The following is a 16369-nucleotide window of genomic DNA, read 5'->3' as shown; positions in this document are numbered from 1 at the left end:
GATCAATCCGAAAGGCGGGAGGCGCGGCGAGCAAAGCGTTCGCGCTCGATTGCCTCAATCTGGCGGCGGACCTCGCGTGCGATGTCCTGGGCGGCATCGGGGGCGACGCCGTGGATGTTGATCTCGTACCGGGCGGCTTCTGGCGCGCTCACAGCGCCCCGCGCAGCACTCGGCGCTGCCATGGGTGCGGCAGCGGCCAGAACGGGCGCTGTGGCGGCCGTGAGGGCGATCCCTTGGCCTGCCTGCAGGATGCGGTCGCCCAGGCTCTTGACCTGCGCCAGCGGCGCGCCAGAGCCGCGATCCAGCCCGCCGGCAAGACCCTGCATCGTGAAGACGCCCAGCTGCGCGAACACGCGCGACGGGCTGTGGATTCCCAGCATGCCCTTGAACTGATCGATCACGGATCCGGCCAGCGAGCCGATGACCTCGCGCACCTTGGCCTGCGTGCCCAGGATGCCGTTCACAAGCCCGGTGACCATATCCACGCCGGCCTGCACCATCTTCGCGGGCCAGCCCATCAGGATCTGGTTGATTCCTTGCCACATGGCCAGCAGGCCGGCGCTGATCCGGTCGCCGTTGAGGGTGAAGATGCCGACGATCAGATCCCATGCGCCCTGCAGGTACGTCCACGCACCGCCCATGACGTTCTGGATTGCGGGCAGCACGACCTGGAACGCGCGCATCAGCAGCTCTAGCGCCGCCACGGCCATCTTCAGATTGACGGTCAGCACCGTGCCCAGGATCCGGCCGAAGCTGCGGCCGGCGTCGGTCGCACCCTCCAGCTGCTCGTTGGTTGCCTCGAACGGCTCCAGCAGCTGCTTCACCCAGTTCCACGCAACAGCCAGCGCATCGGAGATGGAATCCCACACCGGTGCCAGCGGCTGCAGCGCCGTCATCAGCTGTTCGGAGATGGGCGTCAGAACCTCAACGATCCCTTCCCACATGCCGACCATGAACGCCTTGATCGGCCCCCAGTATTTCCACACCAGGACGGCAACCGCGGCGATGGCGGCGCCGATGGCCAGCACGGGGCCGCTGATACCGCCCAGGGCGACCAGCAGCATGCGGCCGACGTTCAACAGCATGGGGAAGGCCCGCCCACCGACAGCCAGCACCTGCCGCAGCAGCGTGCCGAAGCCGCCACCGCCACTCAGCAGCATGACGGCCTTGTGGATCTGCGTGAGCGCCATTGCCCCGACGCCGCCGGCCACCAGCAGGCCACCTAGCACGGTCACCAGTGCGGTGCCGGCGACAGCGGCCTTTGCGATAGTTGCGACCAGGGCAGGGTTGGCCCGGATCCAGTCAGTGATGCGCGCGACCACGACGGCAGTGCGTTCCACCAGCTGCTTGAACTCGGGCAACAGGGTTTTCCCGATGGATTGGGCAACGACCAGGCCGCTGTTCTTCAACAGCTGCAGCGCGTTCTCGGACGTTGCTACACGGGCCGCATACTCGGCGCTCATTGAGCCGGCGTACTGCTGCGCATCCGTGACCTTCTGGAAGTTCCCCTTCAGCAGCTCCAGGTTGGTCAACAGCGGCGCGATCGCGCCGACAGATTCGCGCCCGAACAACGCGGTCATGGTGGCTGACTGCTCATGCTTGGGCAGCTCGCGCAGCTTCTCCAGCACCGACAGGATCGCGCCGCCGGCGTCGTCCTGCATGGCCTTGGCCATGTCCGTGGCGTTGAGGCCGATCTTCTGCAGGGACTCGGCCTGGCGCTTCGTCGCCGCTTCGCCAGCGGCCAGCGTCAGCAGCATGTTCTTGATGCCGGTTGCCGACACTTCCGACTCGATGCCCATGCCTGCGACCGTCGCGCCCAGGGCTGCCAGGGGGCCGCTCTGCAGGCCGGCGACTTCGCCCAAGGCACCAATGCGGTTGACCACCTCGCTGATCTTCTGGACGCTCGCTGGGCCAGTGTTGCCCAGATAGTTGATCTTGTCGGCGAGTACGACGACCTCGCGCTGGCCCATCCTGAACGCCGTGCGCCAGGTGGCCATCGTCTGTCCAGCATCCTCGGCGGTGGTGTCGAACGCCACGCCCATCTTCGCCGCGTCCTCGGCGAACGCCAGCAGTTCCTTGCGCGGGATGGACGCCTGGCCGGCAGCGGCCACGATCTTGGCAATCTCCGCCGGCAGCATCGGCAGGCGAAGGGACAGATCCTCGACATCGCGCCCCATCTGCGCGAACTGGGCCGGGCTGTCGAAGTCCACCACCTTTTTCACGTCGGCCATGGCCGATTCGAAGGTCATGGCCTGCTGGATCGGGAACATTTCGGCGCGCAATGCACCGAGCCCGGCGAATGCCATGCCAGCGCCATGCGCAGCTGCGTTCATGCCGGCAGCGTGGATCCGCTTGCTACGCGCCATGGCGGCATCCATCTGCGCCAGCCGGCGGCGCTGTGCCTCCATCTGCGTGGTTGTGGCCGCGATGTCGGCCCGCAGCCTGCGCTCATGCGCGCCCAGCTGGCGGGTGCTGACGCCAGCGCCCTCCAACCGCGAGCGCAGGCGCTGCAGCTCCACTGCCTGCTGCTGATGCTGGTTCTTCAGCTGGCCGGCGGCGAACTTAGCCTGCTTGAACTCGTTGTTGAGCTTGCGCGTGGGCTGCGCTGTGTTGGCGATCTGGGCAGCGAGCTGCCGCACCCGTTCCTGGGCCTGCTGGTGCGCCGCTGCCGCCTGCCGGGTGGCCTGCTGCTGGGTGCGGTACGCGCCGACGTCGCGCTGCGTGGCGTTGAGCTTGCGAAGGGTAGCCTGTTGCGCCTGCAGCGCAGCGGTCAGGCCTTTGCTGCCGGCCATCATCTTGCGGAAGGGGGCGGTGGCCTGGTCGAGGGCCTGCAGGATGACCTGCAGCCGAAGGTTGCCGCCGCTCACGCGACGACACCCGGTCGGCTATTCAGGGATTGCTGTGCTCCGCTTCGGCCGGCAGAAGGGCCGAAAGGAACCGAGCGGCCGCGCTGACCGCCCAGATCACACCGCAGAACACGGTGGCCAGCAGCACCAGGGCGAACAGGGTGATAAGGATCGTTGCCATGGGCGGACTGTAACACTAGTTGGCTCCACTTCTCTCGCGGGCACGTTCGTGCCACTCCATCAGTTCGGTGAGCGACATCGCCGACATCTCGGTCAGGGTGAACCCGAGTACGACGGCGATGTTCGCCATGAAATCCTCTACGCAGGCAGGGATTCCCGTTGACTCTTGCTCAGAAAAAAAGTGAGCAACTCGGTGCTGATCGACACCAGGTCGGCCGGGTCGATCTTGGCAACGTCGGCGGTGGTGAGGGTCGGCGTGGTGATGCGCGGCAGCAGCGTCTGCACGGACGCCACGTCCATCTGCAGCAGCTCCATCAGCTTGATGCCGCGCAGCGTGCCGGCGTCGGGCTTGCGCAAGGCGATGCGGTCAATCACCTGGTCGCCGCGCGTGATCGGGTGTTCCAGCGGAACCACGCCCGGCTTTGCGACGGGATCGGTGGCGGCGGTGTTGGTCGATTCGTTCATTTCGCTTTCTCTCTCGATGCTGCCCGGCCGGGTGGCCGGGCGCTATGGTCAATAGCCGATGGCGCGGCGGTGGGCTTCCATCAGATCCACGCCGTTGACGATGAAAATCATCCCCACGTGGTCGATCTCGATCTCGGTGCGGCCGTTGATCGTCAGCTTGTAGTAGCTGGCCGACGTCTTGACGCTGAACTCGGTGTCATCACCGACCTTGGCGTTCCCGGCGTCGATCTCGCTGTGGCGGCCACGGATGACGATCTCAACGGCATCAACATCGCCGGTGTCTTCGCGCTGGTAGGAACCGGCGAAGCGCAGCTGCACGGCGTTGTGGCGGATGGCACCAAACTGGCGCAGGACCTGGCGCATCAGGCCACCGCACTTCCACTCGGCCTCGATCTTCTCGCCGCCCAGGTCGATGTCCACCGGGCCGCCCATGCCGCCGGCGCGGTATTCCTCAAACTTGCGCGAGAGCGTGGGCAGCTTGAATTCGGTGATCTGGCCGATGTAGCTCTCGCCGTCATTAAACAGGTTGAGGTTCTTCAGCTTGCTTGGCAAAGCCATGATGGTTTTCCTTTAGGCAGAGACGCGCGCGGCGAAGTCGGAGAAGTAGCGGTTGGTGATGCGCTGGCGCAGGGTCAAGTTCTCCAGCGGCGGCACCGGCGTGTAGTCGTAGTCGATTGCCAGCTTTCCGTCGGCCAGCTGCGTGTTGGTGTTCGCGCTTTCGTCGTACCAGGCGTTCGCGTCGATCACATAGCCGCCGGCCTTCAGCTCGCGGAACTTGGCGTTGATCGATTCGAGGATGTCCTTGACGATGGACGGGTGCAGCGGCTTGTCCGAGTAGATCATCATCGCTTCGGCGATGGTGTCGGCCAGGATCTGGGCCGTGCGCGTGGCCGACTCGAAGGCGAACAGCGGATCGTCGCTGCAGGTGCGCGAGCCCCAGAAGCGGTAGCCGTTGGAACAGATCAACGTGGTGATCTGGTTCGCGTTGAGCAGGCCTGCATCGGTATCGGGATCCTGCAGATCCCAATGCACCGACGCGCTGATGCCGGTCACGCCCTGCACGGGTACGTTCGAGATCGTCTTGTGCCAGCCCTGTTCGTGATCGATCTTGGCGCGCAGGCCCATCGCCCGTGCGGTCGAATAGGTGACCGTGTTCGCGTTGGCGGTGGTGTCCCATGCCAGGAAGTCGGGATAGATGAGCATCAGCTCGCGGTCGCCGAACTTCTTGCGGTAGGTCAGCATCTCGGCGAAGGTCTTGGCCGCACCCACGCCGGCGTAGGTGATCCCGCGCAGCTTCTTGGCTACCGCAGCCAGGGCGACGGTGACTTCCTCGGTATCGAGGCCCGGCGCGCCGATGATGCGCGGCTTGACGCCGAGCGTGGCTTCGGCGGTCAGCAGCGCCTGCAGGCCGGTGCGCTGGCCATCCTCAAAGCTGCCGATCACGTTGCTGATGGTTTCGGCTGCATCAGCGCCCTCATCCACGCGCACCACCACCGTGGGCGGGTTGGCCTGATCGGAGATTGCCTTCAGCGCGCCGGCCAAGGTGCCTGCCGTGCCGGCCTTGGCGATGGATCCGATGATGTCGGTCAGCAGAACGGCCTTGTTCTTGGGGAACGTGAGGTCGTCGGCGTCATCGGCGGTGGCCACCAGGCCGATGATTGCCGTGGCAACGGTACGGATCGGGCGTGCGCCGCCGTTGATCTCGATGACGCGAACGCCGTGATGGTAGTTGTCCATCGGTGAGGGCTCCTGATTCAGTTGGCGCTTTTGCGCAGGGGGACGGTGATGCGGGTGATGGTGTTGCTGGCCTCTGTCGAGCGGCCTTCGATCTCCAGCTCGCATTTGCCTTCAAAGCTCGCGCCCGCCAGCGACACCCGGGTCACCCGCAGGCGCGGTTCCCAGCGCAGCAGCGCCGTGGCTGCCGCTCCGTAGAGCCGCAGCTTCGTGATGCCGTTCAGGGGCTGGTCGATCAGCTCGGGGATCAGTGACCCGTAGTCCCGCCGCTCCGTCCGCGAGCCGATTGGAGTGGTCAGGATGTCGGCGACGGATTGCGCCAGGTGATCGCCGGCTTCGATCCGCTTGCCGGTGCGTGCGTCCATGCCGATCACCGGGCACCCCCTTGGAGGGTGACCGGCTGCTGATCGGTGTGGATGTGAAAGGCATGTTCCATGCCTTCATGGTCGGTGACGCGCTGCGCGAAGCCACCGTTTTCGGCTTGTAGATTCGCCGTCTACTGGATCTTTGTCACGATGCCTTTTGTCACCGTGATGGTTTTGCCGTCTTGGCTCTTGAACGTGCCGCTGGCGGCATTCCCAACGGTCGCATCGCCAGCGATCTCCACCGCCCCGCTGCAGGTGATGGTTGGGGTGTCCAGGGTGATGCCGTCGCTTGCCTGCAGCAGAGCGTTGCCGCAGACGATGGACACACCGCCGGCCCCGGCCTGAACCGTCAGCGTGGACGTGCTGGTGTCGTAGTCGATCTGGGTTCCGTCAGCGTAGCGGGTGCGCTGCAGGCCGGTGGCCGAGCCCGGTGGGGGCTGGTCGTCGCTGGGCAGGCTACAGATGGCGATGGCCTGGGCGATGTCGCCCTCGGGACAGAGCAGCACGACCTGTTCACCTGCGGCCGGTGGCGTCCAGGTGTTGATGTCGGCACCTGCCCGCTGCTCGCCCCAACGAATCCAGTCGGTCTGGATCTCCCCTGTCATTACGCGCACGCGCGGGGGCTGGGCCTGAACCTCCATCACCGTGCCCACCCGAATCATGTTCGATACGGATGCGGGCAGCTCGCGCATCTGGCTCACTGCGCTGCCTCTGTCGGCGGCGCTTCCGGCGTGGGCTCGGGCTGCAGGCGCGCCCAGCCACCGGTGGCGCTATCGAACTCCCACGGGCCGGCGGCGGGGTCCGGCGGCGCGGTCGTGGTCAGGGAGTCGGGCAGGGCGGCGCCAGGCGGCAGGGGCGCGGCCAGCGCGCCGCTGGCCTTCTCGTACAGCAGGGCGCTGCTGTAGTCCGGCGACAGGCCCCACGCGCCCGCCTTGGCGTCCCAGACACAGCACTGGTGCGCGCCGGGGGCCACCTGCAGCGGCGGCAGGTGCGTGGTGTCCTTGGGCGGCAGCTCGCCCAGGGCGAGGCCATTGACGATGGGGGTGGCCGTAGCCTTGTCCCAGAGCCTGCAACGGCGGTAGTCGGGAACCACCTGCCAGGCGCTGCCACTGGCAGAAAGGCGCAATGCTTCCAGCGCGCCGGGCTGGCGCTTGGGCGCAACCAGCACGGTGCTATCCGGCAGCTGCCAGTTCCCCTGGCCGTCGCTGTAGACCTTGACCGGCAGAACGTATTCGCGGGTCACCGGGTCGAAGGAATGGGCGGTTGTGGTGTTGAGGGTCATGGCGGGCTCAGTAGGCGATGAAGTAGCGCATGCGAATACCGGCCGGCAGGTTGGCTGTGCCGCCGGTCGACTTCACGGTGATGGCGTGGGTATGGCTCCCTGCGGAGGCGACGGAGATGGAGTGGCTGTGGACACCACCGGCTGCAACGGACACGGTGTGGTTATGCCCGCCGCCGGCCACGACGGAGACGCTATGCGTGTGGTCGGCGGCATTGGCAACGGAGATGGTATGGCTGTGGCCGCCGGCGCCGCTCACGACCACGCTATGAGCATGGGCACCAGCCGACGCGGTGGTGAAGCTGTGCGCGTGGTCGCCAGCACTTGACGTGGCGATCTCATAGCCGGACGAAAGGGGCGAGCCGTTGGCATTGCCTGAGTAGCGGATGTTGTAGCCGAGATTCGACTTGTACGGATCATTCACAAGCCACGGCGAGGTGTTGTGCGCGTGAGCGCCAGCCGCCGACGTGCTGCCGGTGTGGGTGTGCGCGCCAACGTTATCCGTCCACGACGAGTGCGTGTGATCGGCAACCGCCGCCGCTGACGCGCCGTGGCCGTGGGCACCGGCTGCGCCCGTGCTTGCAGTGTGCGTGTGGCTCCCACCATCGCCAGAGCTGGCCGTGTGGCTGTGGCCCCCAGCATCGCCAGAGCTGGCCGTGTGGCCGTGGTCGCCTGCAGCTGCGGACTCGCCGACGTGGGCGTGCGCAATCACGCTACCAGTGGTTGCCTGGCCGACCTTGGCAACGTCATCGGTGTGGACGGGCACCGTGTCCGCGACGATGTTGGGCAGGTTGAAAGTCGAGCTGCCGTTGCCGCCGCCGTAGCGCGTGCCAATGGCATTGAACAGTGCCGGGTACTGGGTGCGGCTGACTTCCCGGCCGTCACACGGCAGCAGGCCGGCCGGGGTGTTGATGTTGGCCATCAGCACCACTTGGCCCGGCATGAAGTAGGTGCCAGGGCGGTTGGTCAGGTTCGCCCAATCCAGATAGAAGTCCCCGTGCTTGCCGTCGAGCGTGTCGGCGTCCAGCCCATTGCCGTGGCCAGTATCCAGAAGCGCAGCGCCCTTGATGCCGATCAGTTCGCGGAAAACCGCTTCGGTGGCGGTGGCGATGAGCTTCTTTGCCAAAGCAGTGGGGGCACCATTGCCCAGGCGTGCGTTCAGCGCGTACAGCAGCGCGGCCGACGTCACCGCGCGCTTATCGTCCTTGCCTTCGGCAACTTCCAGATTGGTGGCCAGCTCCACGACACCCTGCACCTCGGTGGTTGCCGGCGGGTTCAGGAACTCGGTGCTGCCGAAGGTGATGGTCGACGCATCGATGTCGGACAGCATCATGTCCGCCGCCAGAAGCATCATTGCCTGCGGCGACTTCTCCAAGATCACTTCGGGCTGTGATGAAACACAGAGCAACGTCCCGGTGTCCAGGTAAAGGCCGATACCGCGCAGTGAGTATTTATCCGTGCTGTCGTCGCGGATGCTGACGTGGATCACGTCACCGGCAACGGCCGAGCCGCCGAAGGTCGTCAGCCGCTTACGCTCGCCCGGCAGGGTGAGATAGCCGCCCTCCGGGTCAGGAACGAATGCCTGTTCGGTGACGCCGATCTGCGTCACCAGCACCGCATTGGTGCCGGTGTTCTGCGCATTGATGATCGCGGCACGACCTTCGGGGGTGAATACCAAACGCATCAGGTCATTCCTCAGTGGTCATTGTCATGCGCCGGTACACCGCCGGTCGGATCGCGCCGGCTAGGCCGATCTCGCCGGCGAACTCAGCGCCTTGGGTGAAGGTGAAGTGGGAGCGCACCGGTTTCGTGCGGTTGACCTCGGCAATGACGTCCTCAACGTACTTTGCCGACGCCTCCACGCCGGGGCGGCCGGAAAGAATCAGCAGCAGCTCAAAGCTGTGTGGTCGGCCCGGCGGCGATGTCTCCCACCATTCACGGATGACCACGCTGCCGCCGAAGGACTCGATCACGTCGCGGACGCTGCCCACGGTGCCCTTGTGGCGCTGGATGTCGATTGCGCTGGCGATGCGCTGGCGCTTGATCCGCAGCGGCCAGTTGCTGTCCCACGTATCGAGCGACAGTTCCCACGCGAGCCAAGGCAGGAACTTCTCGGGGCACCGATAGGGATCCTTCAGCAGCGCGTGCAGCATCACCATGCGCAGAACCAGCGCTTCGGCTGCCTCCACCGCGCGCTCCAGTGGTGAGGCATTGGGCGGAAGGAGGGACGGCGTGCTACTCATCGGTGCCGGCGTGGTTGATGGTCACGGATTCGCAGTAGGCGGCGTGCGTGCGATCAACAACGATGTCGCTTGCCGGCGAGCGCAGCACCACACGCTGCACGCCCTCGGCGTGCAACTGCGCGTAGATGGCCGAGCGAGGGACGTCACGGCCCAGGCGGTGGGATTCGGCCTGGTAGGCGGCCAAACGGCGGCGCGCTTCAGCGATGACAACCTGGGCATCGGGGCCGTCGAAGGTGTACAGGTCAGCGTCTACCGCGTAGGAAGCGATCTGCGCCGATTGAACGACTACCAGGTCGGTAAGCGGGCGCACGTCCTCGCTCGTCAGCGCGGCATCTACGGCGGCTACAACTTCCGGCGTGGCCGCTCCGTTGCCCTCGCGGCTCAAGACCGAGACAACGACCGTGCCTGGCCAGGTCGCTTCCTCCAGCGCAGTGGTCATCTCTTGCACCAACGCCTCGCTGGCGCTGTGGCGCGCGAGGATCTGGAGCACCAGGTCTTTGATGTCGTCCGGCTCGGGGCTCTGCGCGCTGGCATCCAGAACGCGGGAATCCGCGCCGAGCGTGTGGAAGATGTACGCGCCCTCTGGCCCGGCCACCGACAGGCCTTCGGGAGAGAGCTGGATCCGGCGGCGGAACGCGGTGTCGCCTTCGTAGACGTCGGCGGTGCCCTTGTCAGGGTCGCCCTTCTCCAGCAGCTGGCGCGCGACGCCGAATGGCACGGCGAAGTTGTCCAGGTCCGCCTTCTCGGCGGTGGCCAGGAACAAGCCCTTGGCGCGCTGGTTGAACTGGGCGCGCAGCACCAGTTCGTTGTACGCACCATTCTGCAGCAGCTTGTAGATGGGATCCGACTCCACCACCGCGTCGAACTCCGGCATCAGCTGCTGGAAGGTGGCGAGGCGTTCGCGCAGGATCTCCTCGAAAGTGCGCTGCTCGAACACGTCCGGCAGCGGGATCTTGGACAGGTCAACGGCAGTGAAGGTGGACATCGGAGAGCCGGCATTGGGTTGCAATCAGGCTCTCATCGCGCGCGCGTGGGCCGCGCTTTCGCAGGATGTAGTTGAGCCCGTTACAGCACGGCGCTCGACAGGTGATCAAGTATCAGATCGCGGATGAGCTGCTGATCGGCATCCGTGAAGCCGAGCAACTGCCGGCGTGCATACGTGACACGCGGACCACCGCGGCTAACCGCATCCGCGCGGCCCTCCTGGTGAACGGTTGCGATGCGCGAGACGCGGCCGACAAAGCCAACAGCAACGTCGTTCGGCGTGGCGCGAATCCGCAGGTGCTTGGCCTGGCGGATCTTGGCGAACATCGCACGGCGCTTGATCGCGCCCTTCTTCGCACGCTTGGGATCGGCTGGGCGGCGCGGTGCGAAGGGGCTGCCATCGGGGTTCTGCTGGGACGCGATGCGCGTCTGCTGGCTGCGGCGCAGGCCTGCGCCCACGGCTCGGGCCAGGCGCGAACGCTGGGCCGGCTGGAGGCTGCGCAACAGCGGGCCGACCCAATCCTCCAGTTTCTGCAGGTCGTCAGTCATTGGCGAGCTGCGGCAGGGTGGCGATGGTGCCGTCCGGGCCTACAACGTGCCCACCCCGGAGGGTGTCAGCGTGGCCGCTGTCCACCGGGGTTTCCTTGGGGTAGGTGAGCTGGAAGTTGCCTTCCTCATCGCGCATAACCGCGACGCGCTCGGAGAGCTGCAGCTTCAGCTCGATGTCCACCAGGTCGCTTGCCAGGACATCCACGGCAAAGGCGATCTGTCCGCGCGTGGAAGGATGGGCCAGCAGTTCGGGCTGGTGCCGTGTCACCCACTGCAGCAACGGAACCATGATCGCTTCCGGTGTCCCTGCGAAGTCGGTGACGATCATCGTCAGCTCGTACTGGTACTGGTACGACAGGCCCGGCACGTTGGAGCTGACCAAATGGCCGTTCTCCACAAACAGCAGCAGGCGGTCGGGATCGGCCTGCAGCACCGGACAGGCGGCGAGCATGTGCGCGCGAAGGTCGCTTGGCTTCTTCATGGGTCGCTGGCTGCCGTGTCGTGTTGGGCGGCCTGCAGCTCGCGCACGTAGGCCTGCAGCCCGATCAGCTGCTCGGCGTTGGCGTGGCAGGCGGTGTAGTTGCTGACGACGGTGTCGGCGACGGTAGAGAGCGCAACGCCTGGGGCGGGCGCATCAGGATCTGTGGGGGCTCCGTCCAGACTGGCGCCTTCGGCAGCGGCGTCGTGGACGCGCACGAAACCAGCAGTAACAGGGCAGGAAGCATCAGCTTGCGCAGTGACATAGACAGGCACCTCTTTGATGATGGTCGCGCCGCGTTCGCGCACGACCTGAACACGGTCAACGTACTCGGTGATGACCTTGGCCTCAGAGCGGGCAAGGTCCAGGCGGGCCTTGATGGTTCGCAGGAGGGATGCGGATGCGGCCAGGTCCGCGCGGGCCTCAGCCAGGGCGGACTGTGCGCGGTTGATGCGCTGCTGCTGGCATGTGGCCAGCGCGGCAACGACAAGGATCAGGACCAGTAGGCCGATGGCGCGGTTCAGCATCAGGCAGCCTCCAGAACCTGCAGGGCGCGGCGCGTGCGGGCAGTGCGGTCATCCATGCCGTTCGGGCGGGCGCGCAACTTCGTGGTGCCCAGGTTGATGATCCGGCTGATCGACAGCACGTCACGCGCATCCGCGTAACCGTTGAGGCCCTTGTCGGCCCAGAACGCTGCAGCGGCCATCGCGCCATGCTCGGGCTCGATCAACAAGGACGGCTGCCGCTCGAACGGCTGGCCGACCAGCTCGCCCATACGGCGGTAGTTGCCACGGCCGGTGTGCTGCATTGGGCCACGGCCACGGTACAGGTAGCCGTCGCCGCTGGCCTCATTGCCATTGCCATTGCGACTGGCATAGACCCGGTTGCCCAGCTTCACCGGCTGGTGGACGTAGGCCGCTGCTTCGGTTGGGGCGATCCGCGTGCCGAACACCTCCAGCAGGCGGTCGCGGCTGTAGCTCAGCGATTCTTCCACGCGCGACAGGGCCAGGCTTTCATGCCCGACCTGGGCGAGGAAGTGCGCGATCCGCACGCGGCTGGTGATGCCGAATCGTGCCAGGGCAGCGTTGAACGGCCCGACCCAGCGCTGGGCGCGGGTGGTCGGGCATTGCATGATCTGGGAGAGCTGCAGGGTAGTCAGTTGCACGTCAGCGGCTCCCGAACAGATGGGCGACGTTGCCGCGCGAGCGGTACACCGCCACCAGCAGGACGACCAGCAGGATCAGGTTCCAGCCGGTCACGGTTGCACGCGCGCCCTGCAGCATGATCTGCAGCGCCTGGCCGCCAGTGGCAGCCACCAGCAGCCACGCGCACCAGGCGATGCCCGGACGGTGCCGGGCGAGTGAATGCGGGCGATACAGCAGCAGCCGGACGCAGATGGCGACACAGCACAGAAGGGTGGCCGCGCTCAGAAGCTCATTCATCGGTTTCACCTTGACGGATCTTGGCCTTGGTCGGGTCTTCCGTGCGGCTGCGCTCGATCAGGCTCAGCGTCAGGGTGACGATCACCGCTGCGCAGATGAACGCGGCCAGTCCACTGGACGTGACGTCGAAGCGGCGCATCACCTCGGTGCCGCCCATGTAGCCGGCCACCACGCTGATTGCCAGGTAGATCAGTCGCTTCCAGATCGGCAAGTCTTTTGCCGACACGACAAACAACGTGGCACCGGCAAATGCACCAATGAACGCATCGGATTCAATTCCCGGCAGCAGTGAAGCGAGGCCAACACCGGTGGCCAATGCCAGCATGCCGCCGGTGGAAGTGGGTTCGGTCATCATCAGTTCCAAAGCTGGACAAGGGGGCGCATCTCTGCGCGGTTCGTTTGTGTGGTCAGGTCGGGCAACTCGACCACGGTGCCGGTGGGAAGGACTGGGCCGTGCAGACTGATGCCGTAGTTCAGTTCGAGCACCTGTTCGACAACGCCAACCGTCCGGCCCAAGTGGCGGTGACAAAGCGCGTCGATGGTGTCGCCCTGAAGGGATCGCACGCGCATCAGATCAGCTCGGCTGTAACGCGCCGCGTGCCGAGAATGTCGGCCACGGCATACCGCAGATCACGGCGCACCTCATCGATGGTCGGCGTCAGGTCGTCGGCGCGCTGGTTGCCCTGGGCGGTGGCGTCGTAGGAGCGGTAGCGTTCGTGCAGCTCGACGGCGGTAGCGGAGTAGACCGCGCGAAGGTAGAGCAGTTCGTGCTTGGTCTTCCCATCCACGGGCATGGACGGGACTGCGGCCAGCGTGGAAATGCCCGCAGCGATGTGGCCGAGCGCCCAGGTCTCCAACTCGGTGTTCACGTCGATCACCGCCTGCACCGCTGCTGCGCGCAGGCGCTCGGCGGTGACATCGCCGGGGATGCGCACTGCAGCGCGCAGGGCTGCCAGCTCGACCTGCGGCCAGAACGTGCCCGATACGATGGGCGGCTCGGGCTTCACTGGGGATGCATTGGCGACAAAACCACTCATGGCACCTGCTCGAATAAATCGCCGGTGGTCGGGGCTTCACTGCAACGGGAGAGAGGACGTTGCAGATCCGCCCCGAGCCGGCGGGGTCGCGGGGACGCTCGGTTAACGGTCAGCTGTTGGCGCTGTCCGTGTATTTCTTCAGGCGGCTTTCGGCCTTGCCCAGGTCGGTCTTGCCGCCGCAGCCGTCGTGCAGCTGGATGGCCCGGCGCAACGCCTCCACGGCCGTGGTGGTCAGCTCGACGGCGTCGTTCGGGGGCTGACCGCCGGCGGCCTCTTCGGCCTTGGCAAGGTCATGCATGATCCAGCGAGCGCGGGACAGCAGCAGCTTGGCGCGCACCTGGTCGGGCATATCCTGGTCATCGGTCAGCGCGCAGGCCTGCTGCAGGATCGATGCGTCGAACTCGGCACCGCTGCGCAGTGCGTTGAGGGCAGCATCGGCCACTTCCTCGGCCACCACGGTGCCCGTCGTGCGCTCGAAGCGATCCGGCATGGGCAGGTTGTGGCGCAGCACGTACTCGGCCAGGCGCATGGCCTCGACGTAGCTGCCGGCATCGATGTGCCAGAGCATTGCCGTGGTAACCACTTCGTCGGCCGCGCCGTTGCCTTCGGCCAGCACGCCGTCCAGGTACGGGCCGTATGCCGGCAGCAGCTCGGCCTTGAGCTGACATTTGGCGGTGGTTGACTGGATGTTCTTCAGGCGGGCGCGGTCGCTGGCCAGCTGCAACAGCATCTGCTCGTAGATGCCCGTGCCGGGCATCAGCTGGTGGCCTGCCGCCTTACTGGCGGCTTTCGCCGCCAGCTGGCGCTGCAGGTGCCGCTTTGCGGGGCTGTCTGCCATTGTCTCAGTCCTCGACCTTGATGTTCTCGATCAGGCAGCCCATGCCGTAGTCCTCCACGACGTAGGCATCGTTGGACGATTCGAAGTTCGCCACCCGGTTCTTCGCCGGCTGCTCCTGAATGAATCGGCGGCGACCGCCGATCTGCCAGTACAGCGACAGGTTGCGCAGGCTGGTGATCAGGATCGCGTTGTTGGGCATGAACGGCACGTCCGCCGGGGCCAGGCCGCCCATGCGCTTGGTGCCCAGCACCAGGTCAGCGGCGAGCTGCTCGGTGGGCGCGTTGTTCTGGTTGATGATCGGGAAGTACTTATCGTGGAGAAGGCCACGGCCCAGGATCACGACCAGCCCCGGATCCTTGGCGTGCCACGGCTCGATGAGGTTGGCAACGGCATCCATCACCAGTGCGTCCAGGTTCGCGTAGTCGCCATCGGCACCGCCCACCTTGACGATCCCATCCGTCTTGCCGCCAGTCATCACACGCTCGGGCGCGTTGTCGCGGTACTGCTGCAGCCAGCCCTTGTTGACGTCCTGCAGCAGCGGGTTGGTGGTCCGGTTGCTGGTGGCGGCAGCGTGGGTGCCGTTGAAACCGATCATGATGCGGTCCAGCGCCTGGCGTTCGAGGATTGCATTGCGGATCAGCTGCTGGAAGTTCTTGTGCCGCGCCCAGGCGTCGATCCGGGCGTAGCTCAGCGCCGTATCGAAGTCCGTCTGGTAGCAGCGGTACTCGTTGTCGTCCAGGATCGTGGGGTCGCTCGGCTGGCGCTCGGCTTGGCCGGTGGTGTCGGTGCGGCCGGCGATGGTGCTGCCGATGCCGATGCCAACTTTCTGGCCCTGCATGTCGTTGACCGGCACCATGTTGATGGACCGCAGGAATGCACTGGATTCCTGCATCTTGCCTTCCAAGGTCTGCTGAACCTCCGGCGAGACGGTGAAGATCTTGGACGGGTCGGTCACACCGTTGAGCTGCGCCAGGCGCAGGGTGTACTGATCAAACAGCGGGCGGGTTTCGGTACGCATCAGTTGCTCCTGAATCTTGAAAGTGGGGGCGCTGGGATCAGCAATCGGTGGCTTCGTCGTCGCCCGGGCCAGCAACGACCGGGCGCTTGGTGAAGCCCTGCGGCGTATCGGACAGGGTCTTCGTGATGCTGGCCAGCTGGGCGGCGAACTGCTGCTGTCGGCCATTGCTCAGCTCCAGCTGGCGCTTCAGGCTGTCGATGTGCTCATCCTGCTGTTCGACGGCTTCGAGCAGCGCGTTGCAGAACGCGGCGACATCCGGGGATTCCTCGGTCTGCGGTTCCGGGTTCTGCTTGGGCTTGATGCCGAACGTGGCCAGGATCTTGGCCATCTGGGACTGACGCGGGGCCGGCGGCTCGACTTCTTCGAACTCGATGGTGGTTTCGGCGGCGGCGGTGAAAAGGTTCTCCGGCAACTGCTTGCGGTCGGCCAGCGGGTTCTTGTCGGGATGTTGCGCGGCGAACGCGAGCATTTCGGTGCCCAGGCTGGCGGGCGAGTCGGTGACGGCCAGGCCGTACAGATACGCCTTGCCCGAGTCGGCGAACTTCGGCGCGATCTCAATGCTGGTGAACAGCTTCTGCTTCTGAACGTTGACCATCTCCACCAGTTCGTCGGTGGGTTGGATCTGCGCGAACAGTGCCAGCCTCTTACCACCGTTGAGATCGACTTCCTCGGCTTTCAGGCTGGTGATGTCGCCATACGCACGGAAGGGGCTGTCCGGATGGATGCCGCGGATGTGCTCGATCCAGATGCGGGCGCCGTAGACCTGCGGGTCATAGGTGGCCGCCATCTCCTCGATGTCCTTGCGCTCGATGGCGCGGCCATCGCACGTCGCGCCTTCCACAGCGACACGGAAGAACTTCGAACGGAACTTTTTCACTTTCTTGGCAGCCATCTTGCCCTCTGCATGTGTC

The 16369-nt window shown here is 65.8% G+C and carries 23 protein-coding genes; all 23 read right to left on the bottom strand.

From position 1 onward, the window contains the following. Positions 1-2: 2 nt before the first annotated feature. The 23 genes from AC06FE_RS04160 to AC06FE_RS04050 all read right to left on the bottom strand — a co-directional run bounded on the left by AC06FE_RS04160 (position 3) and on the right by AC06FE_RS04050 (position 16350). Entirely contained in the window at positions 3-2867 is a 2865-nt protein-coding gene (locus AC06FE_RS04160; RefSeq protein WP_478072302.1) for a phage tail tape measure protein, read from the bottom strand. Between the two features lie 22 nt (positions 2868-2889). Beyond that, a complete protein-coding gene (locus AC06FE_RS04155; protein WP_478072301.1) occupies positions 2890-3027 on the bottom strand; it encodes a hypothetical protein in 138 nt (45 codons plus the stop codon). 15 nt (positions 3028-3042) lie between these two features. After that, on the bottom strand, positions 3043-3156 hold the full coding sequence (locus AC06FE_RS04150) for a GpE family phage tail protein (RefSeq protein ID WP_478072300.1): 114 nt from the start codon (positions 3154-3156) through the stop codon (positions 3043-3045). 8 nt (positions 3157-3164) lie between these two features. Further along, complete coding sequence (locus tag AC06FE_RS04145) at positions 3165-3491, bottom strand: phage tail assembly protein (RefSeq protein ID WP_478072299.1); 327 nt, start codon at positions 3489-3491, stop codon at positions 3165-3167. A 48-nt stretch (positions 3492-3539) separates the two neighbouring features. Continuing rightward, the gene (locus AC06FE_RS04140) at positions 3540-4049 is read right to left on the bottom strand and encodes a phage major tail tube protein (protein ID WP_478072298.1); all 510 of its coding nucleotides are present in this window, start codon (positions 4047-4049) and stop codon (positions 3540-3542) included. A gap of 12 nt (positions 4050-4061) precedes the next feature. Further along, positions 4062-5228, bottom strand: a complete 1167-nt coding sequence (locus tag AC06FE_RS04135) for a phage tail sheath protein (RefSeq protein WP_478072297.1) — start codon at positions 5226-5228, stop codon at positions 4062-4064. Between the two features lie 17 nt (positions 5229-5245). Further along, positions 5246-5599, bottom strand: coding sequence for a GPW/gp25 family protein (locus AC06FE_RS04130; protein ID WP_478072296.1), 354 nt, complete (start codon positions 5597-5599; stop codon positions 5246-5248). A 122-nt stretch (positions 5600-5721) separates the two neighbouring features. Then, the gene (locus tag AC06FE_RS04125; RefSeq protein ID WP_478072366.1) at positions 5722-6282 is read right to left on the bottom strand and encodes a phage baseplate assembly protein V; all 561 of its coding nucleotides are present in this window, start codon (positions 6280-6282) and stop codon (positions 5722-5724) included. A 5-nt stretch (positions 6283-6287) separates the two neighbouring features. Next, the gene (locus AC06FE_RS04120; RefSeq protein WP_478072295.1) at positions 6288-6872 is read right to left on the bottom strand and encodes a hypothetical protein; all 585 of its coding nucleotides are present in this window, start codon (positions 6870-6872) and stop codon (positions 6288-6290) included. Between the two features lie 7 nt (positions 6873-6879). Next, positions 6880-8553 (bottom strand): tail fiber protein, encoded by a 1674-nt coding sequence (locus AC06FE_RS04115; RefSeq protein ID WP_478072294.1) that lies wholly within the window; start codon positions 8551-8553, stop codon positions 6880-6882. A 4-nt stretch (positions 8554-8557) separates the two neighbouring features. Then, positions 8558-9112: a phage tail protein I gene (locus tag AC06FE_RS04110; protein ID WP_478072293.1), complete on the bottom strand. Its 555-nt coding sequence runs from the start codon at positions 9110-9112 to the stop codon at positions 8558-8560. Then, the gene (locus AC06FE_RS04105; RefSeq protein ID WP_478072292.1) at positions 9105-10097 is read right to left on the bottom strand and encodes a baseplate assembly protein; all 993 of its coding nucleotides are present in this window, start codon (positions 10095-10097) and stop codon (positions 9105-9107) included. The genes AC06FE_RS04110 and AC06FE_RS04105 overlap by 8 nt, the downstream gene beginning before the upstream one ends. Before the next feature lie 80 nt (positions 10098-10177). After that, on the bottom strand, positions 10178-10645 hold the full coding sequence (locus AC06FE_RS04100; protein ID WP_478072291.1) for a phage virion morphogenesis protein: 468 nt from the start codon (positions 10643-10645) through the stop codon (positions 10178-10180). Continuing rightward, positions 10638-11126, bottom strand: coding sequence for a phage tail protein (locus tag AC06FE_RS04095; protein ID WP_478072289.1), 489 nt, complete (start codon positions 11124-11126; stop codon positions 10638-10640). Before AC06FE_RS04095 ends, AC06FE_RS04100 begins: the two co-directional genes overlap by 8 nt. Continuing rightward, positions 11123-11650 carry a hypothetical protein gene (locus AC06FE_RS04090; protein WP_478072288.1) on the bottom strand — a complete coding sequence of 176 codons (528 nt, stop codon included), beginning with the start codon at positions 11648-11650 and terminating at the stop codon, positions 11123-11125. Before AC06FE_RS04090 ends, AC06FE_RS04095 begins: the two co-directional genes overlap by 4 nt. Further along, positions 11650-12255, bottom strand: a complete 606-nt coding sequence (locus AC06FE_RS04085) for a glycoside hydrolase family 19 protein (protein WP_478072365.1) — start codon at positions 12253-12255, stop codon at positions 11650-11652. Before AC06FE_RS04085 ends, AC06FE_RS04090 begins: the two co-directional genes overlap by 1 nt. A 34-nt stretch (positions 12256-12289) precedes the next feature. Next, entirely contained in the window at positions 12290-12565 is a 276-nt protein-coding gene (locus tag AC06FE_RS04080) for a phage holin family protein (protein WP_478072287.1), read from the bottom strand. Beyond that, positions 12558-12917 (bottom strand): putative holin, encoded by a 360-nt coding sequence (locus AC06FE_RS04075; protein ID WP_313253217.1) that lies wholly within the window; start codon positions 12915-12917, stop codon positions 12558-12560. Before AC06FE_RS04075 ends, AC06FE_RS04080 begins: the two co-directional genes overlap by 8 nt. Positions 12918-12919: 2 nt before the next feature. Further along, entirely contained in the window at positions 12920-13135 is a 216-nt protein-coding gene (locus AC06FE_RS04070) for a tail protein X (protein ID WP_478072286.1), read from the bottom strand. Beyond that, positions 13135-13602 carry a head completion/stabilization protein gene (locus AC06FE_RS04065; protein WP_478072285.1) on the bottom strand — a complete coding sequence of 156 codons (468 nt, stop codon included), beginning with the start codon at positions 13600-13602 and terminating at the stop codon, positions 13135-13137. The genes AC06FE_RS04070 and AC06FE_RS04065 overlap by 1 nt, the downstream gene beginning before the upstream one ends. 109 nt (positions 13603-13711) lie before the next feature. Further along, on the bottom strand, positions 13712-14440 hold the full coding sequence (gene gpM / locus AC06FE_RS04060; protein ID WP_478072284.1) for a phage terminase small subunit: 729 nt from the start codon (positions 14438-14440) through the stop codon (positions 13712-13714). 4 nt (positions 14441-14444) lie between these two features. Continuing rightward, on the bottom strand, positions 14445-15458 hold the full coding sequence (locus AC06FE_RS04055) for a phage major capsid protein, P2 family (protein ID WP_313253207.1): 1014 nt from the start codon (positions 15456-15458) through the stop codon (positions 14445-14447). A 37-nt stretch (positions 15459-15495) separates the two neighbouring features. After that, complete coding sequence (locus tag AC06FE_RS04050; protein ID WP_478072283.1) at positions 15496-16350, bottom strand: GPO family capsid scaffolding protein; 855 nt, start codon at positions 16348-16350, stop codon at positions 15496-15498. Positions 16351-16369: the final 19 nt, after the last annotated feature.

It is taken from the genome of Stenotrophomonas sp. Steno-C18 (assembly GCF_056393195.1).
This window is presented reverse-complemented; position numbering and strand designations above follow the sequence as displayed.

What these genes read in the sequence shown, in the direction of transcription:
- gpM (WP_478072284.1), bottom strand. Translation starts at nt 14,440, where the DNA reads ATGGCAGACAGCCCCGCAAAGCGGCACCTGCAGCGCCAGCTGGCGGCG.
- AC06FE_RS04085 (WP_478072365.1), bottom strand. Translation starts at nt 12,255, where the DNA reads ATGCAATGCCCGACCACCCGCGCCCAGCGCTGGGTCGGGCCGTTCAAC.
- AC06FE_RS04065 (WP_478072285.1), bottom strand. Translation starts at nt 13,602, where the DNA reads ATGAGTGGTTTTGTCGCCAATGCATCCCCAGTGAAGCCCGAGCCGCCC.
- AC06FE_RS04155 (WP_478072301.1), bottom strand. Translation starts at nt 3,027, where the DNA reads ATGGCAACGATCCTTATCACCCTGTTCGCCCTGGTGCTGCTGGCCACC.
- AC06FE_RS04050 (WP_478072283.1), bottom strand. Translation starts at nt 16,350, where the DNA reads ATGGCTGCCAAGAAAGTGAAAAAGTTCCGTTCGAAGTTCTTCCGTGTC.
- AC06FE_RS04075 (WP_313253217.1), bottom strand. Translation starts at nt 12,917, where the DNA reads ATGACCGAACCCACTTCCACCGGCGGCATGCTGGCATTGGCCACCGGT.
- AC06FE_RS04150 (WP_478072300.1), bottom strand. Translation starts at nt 3,156, where the DNA reads ATGGCGAACATCGCCGTCGTACTCGGGTTCACCCTGACCGAGATGTCG.
- AC06FE_RS04125 (WP_478072366.1), bottom strand. Translation starts at nt 6,282, where the DNA reads ATGCGCGAGCTGCCCGCATCCGTATCGAACATGATTCGGGTGGGCACG.
- AC06FE_RS04115 (WP_478072294.1), bottom strand. Translation starts at nt 8,553, where the DNA reads ATGCGTTTGGTATTCACCCCCGAAGGTCGTGCCGCGATCATCAATGCG.
- AC06FE_RS04080 (WP_478072287.1), bottom strand. Translation starts at nt 12,565, where the DNA reads ATGAATGAGCTTCTGAGCGCGGCCACCCTTCTGTGCTGTGTCGCCATC.
- AC06FE_RS04145 (WP_478072299.1), bottom strand. Translation starts at nt 3,491, where the DNA reads ATGAACGAATCGACCAACACCGCCGCCACCGATCCCGTCGCAAAGCCG.
- AC06FE_RS04095 (WP_478072289.1), bottom strand. Translation starts at nt 11,126, where the DNA reads ATGAAGAAGCCAAGCGACCTTCGCGCGCACATGCTCGCCGCCTGTCCG.
- AC06FE_RS04100 (WP_478072291.1), bottom strand. Translation starts at nt 10,645, where the DNA reads ATGACTGACGACCTGCAGAAACTGGAGGATTGGGTCGGCCCGCTGTTG.
- AC06FE_RS04120 (WP_478072295.1), bottom strand. Translation starts at nt 6,872, where the DNA reads ATGACCCTCAACACCACAACCGCCCATTCCTTCGACCCGGTGACCCGC.
- AC06FE_RS04135 (WP_478072297.1), bottom strand. Translation starts at nt 5,228, where the DNA reads ATGGACAACTACCATCACGGCGTTCGCGTCATCGAGATCAACGGCGGC.
- AC06FE_RS04070 (WP_478072286.1), bottom strand. Translation starts at nt 13,135, where the DNA reads ATGCGCGTGCGATCCCTTCAGGGCGACACCATCGACGCGCTTTGTCAC.
- AC06FE_RS04140 (WP_478072298.1), bottom strand. Translation starts at nt 4,049, where the DNA reads ATGGCTTTGCCAAGCAAGCTGAAGAACCTCAACCTGTTTAATGACGGC.
- AC06FE_RS04105 (WP_478072292.1), bottom strand. Translation starts at nt 10,097, where the DNA reads ATGTCCACCTTCACTGCCGTTGACCTGTCCAAGATCCCGCTGCCGGAC.
- AC06FE_RS04090 (WP_478072288.1), bottom strand. Translation starts at nt 11,650, where the DNA reads ATGCTGAACCGCGCCATCGGCCTACTGGTCCTGATCCTTGTCGTTGCC.
- AC06FE_RS04110 (WP_478072293.1), bottom strand. Translation starts at nt 9,112, where the DNA reads ATGAGTAGCACGCCGTCCCTCCTTCCGCCCAATGCCTCACCACTGGAG.
- AC06FE_RS04055 (WP_313253207.1), bottom strand. Translation starts at nt 15,458, where the DNA reads ATGCGTACCGAAACCCGCCCGCTGTTTGATCAGTACACCCTGCGCCTG.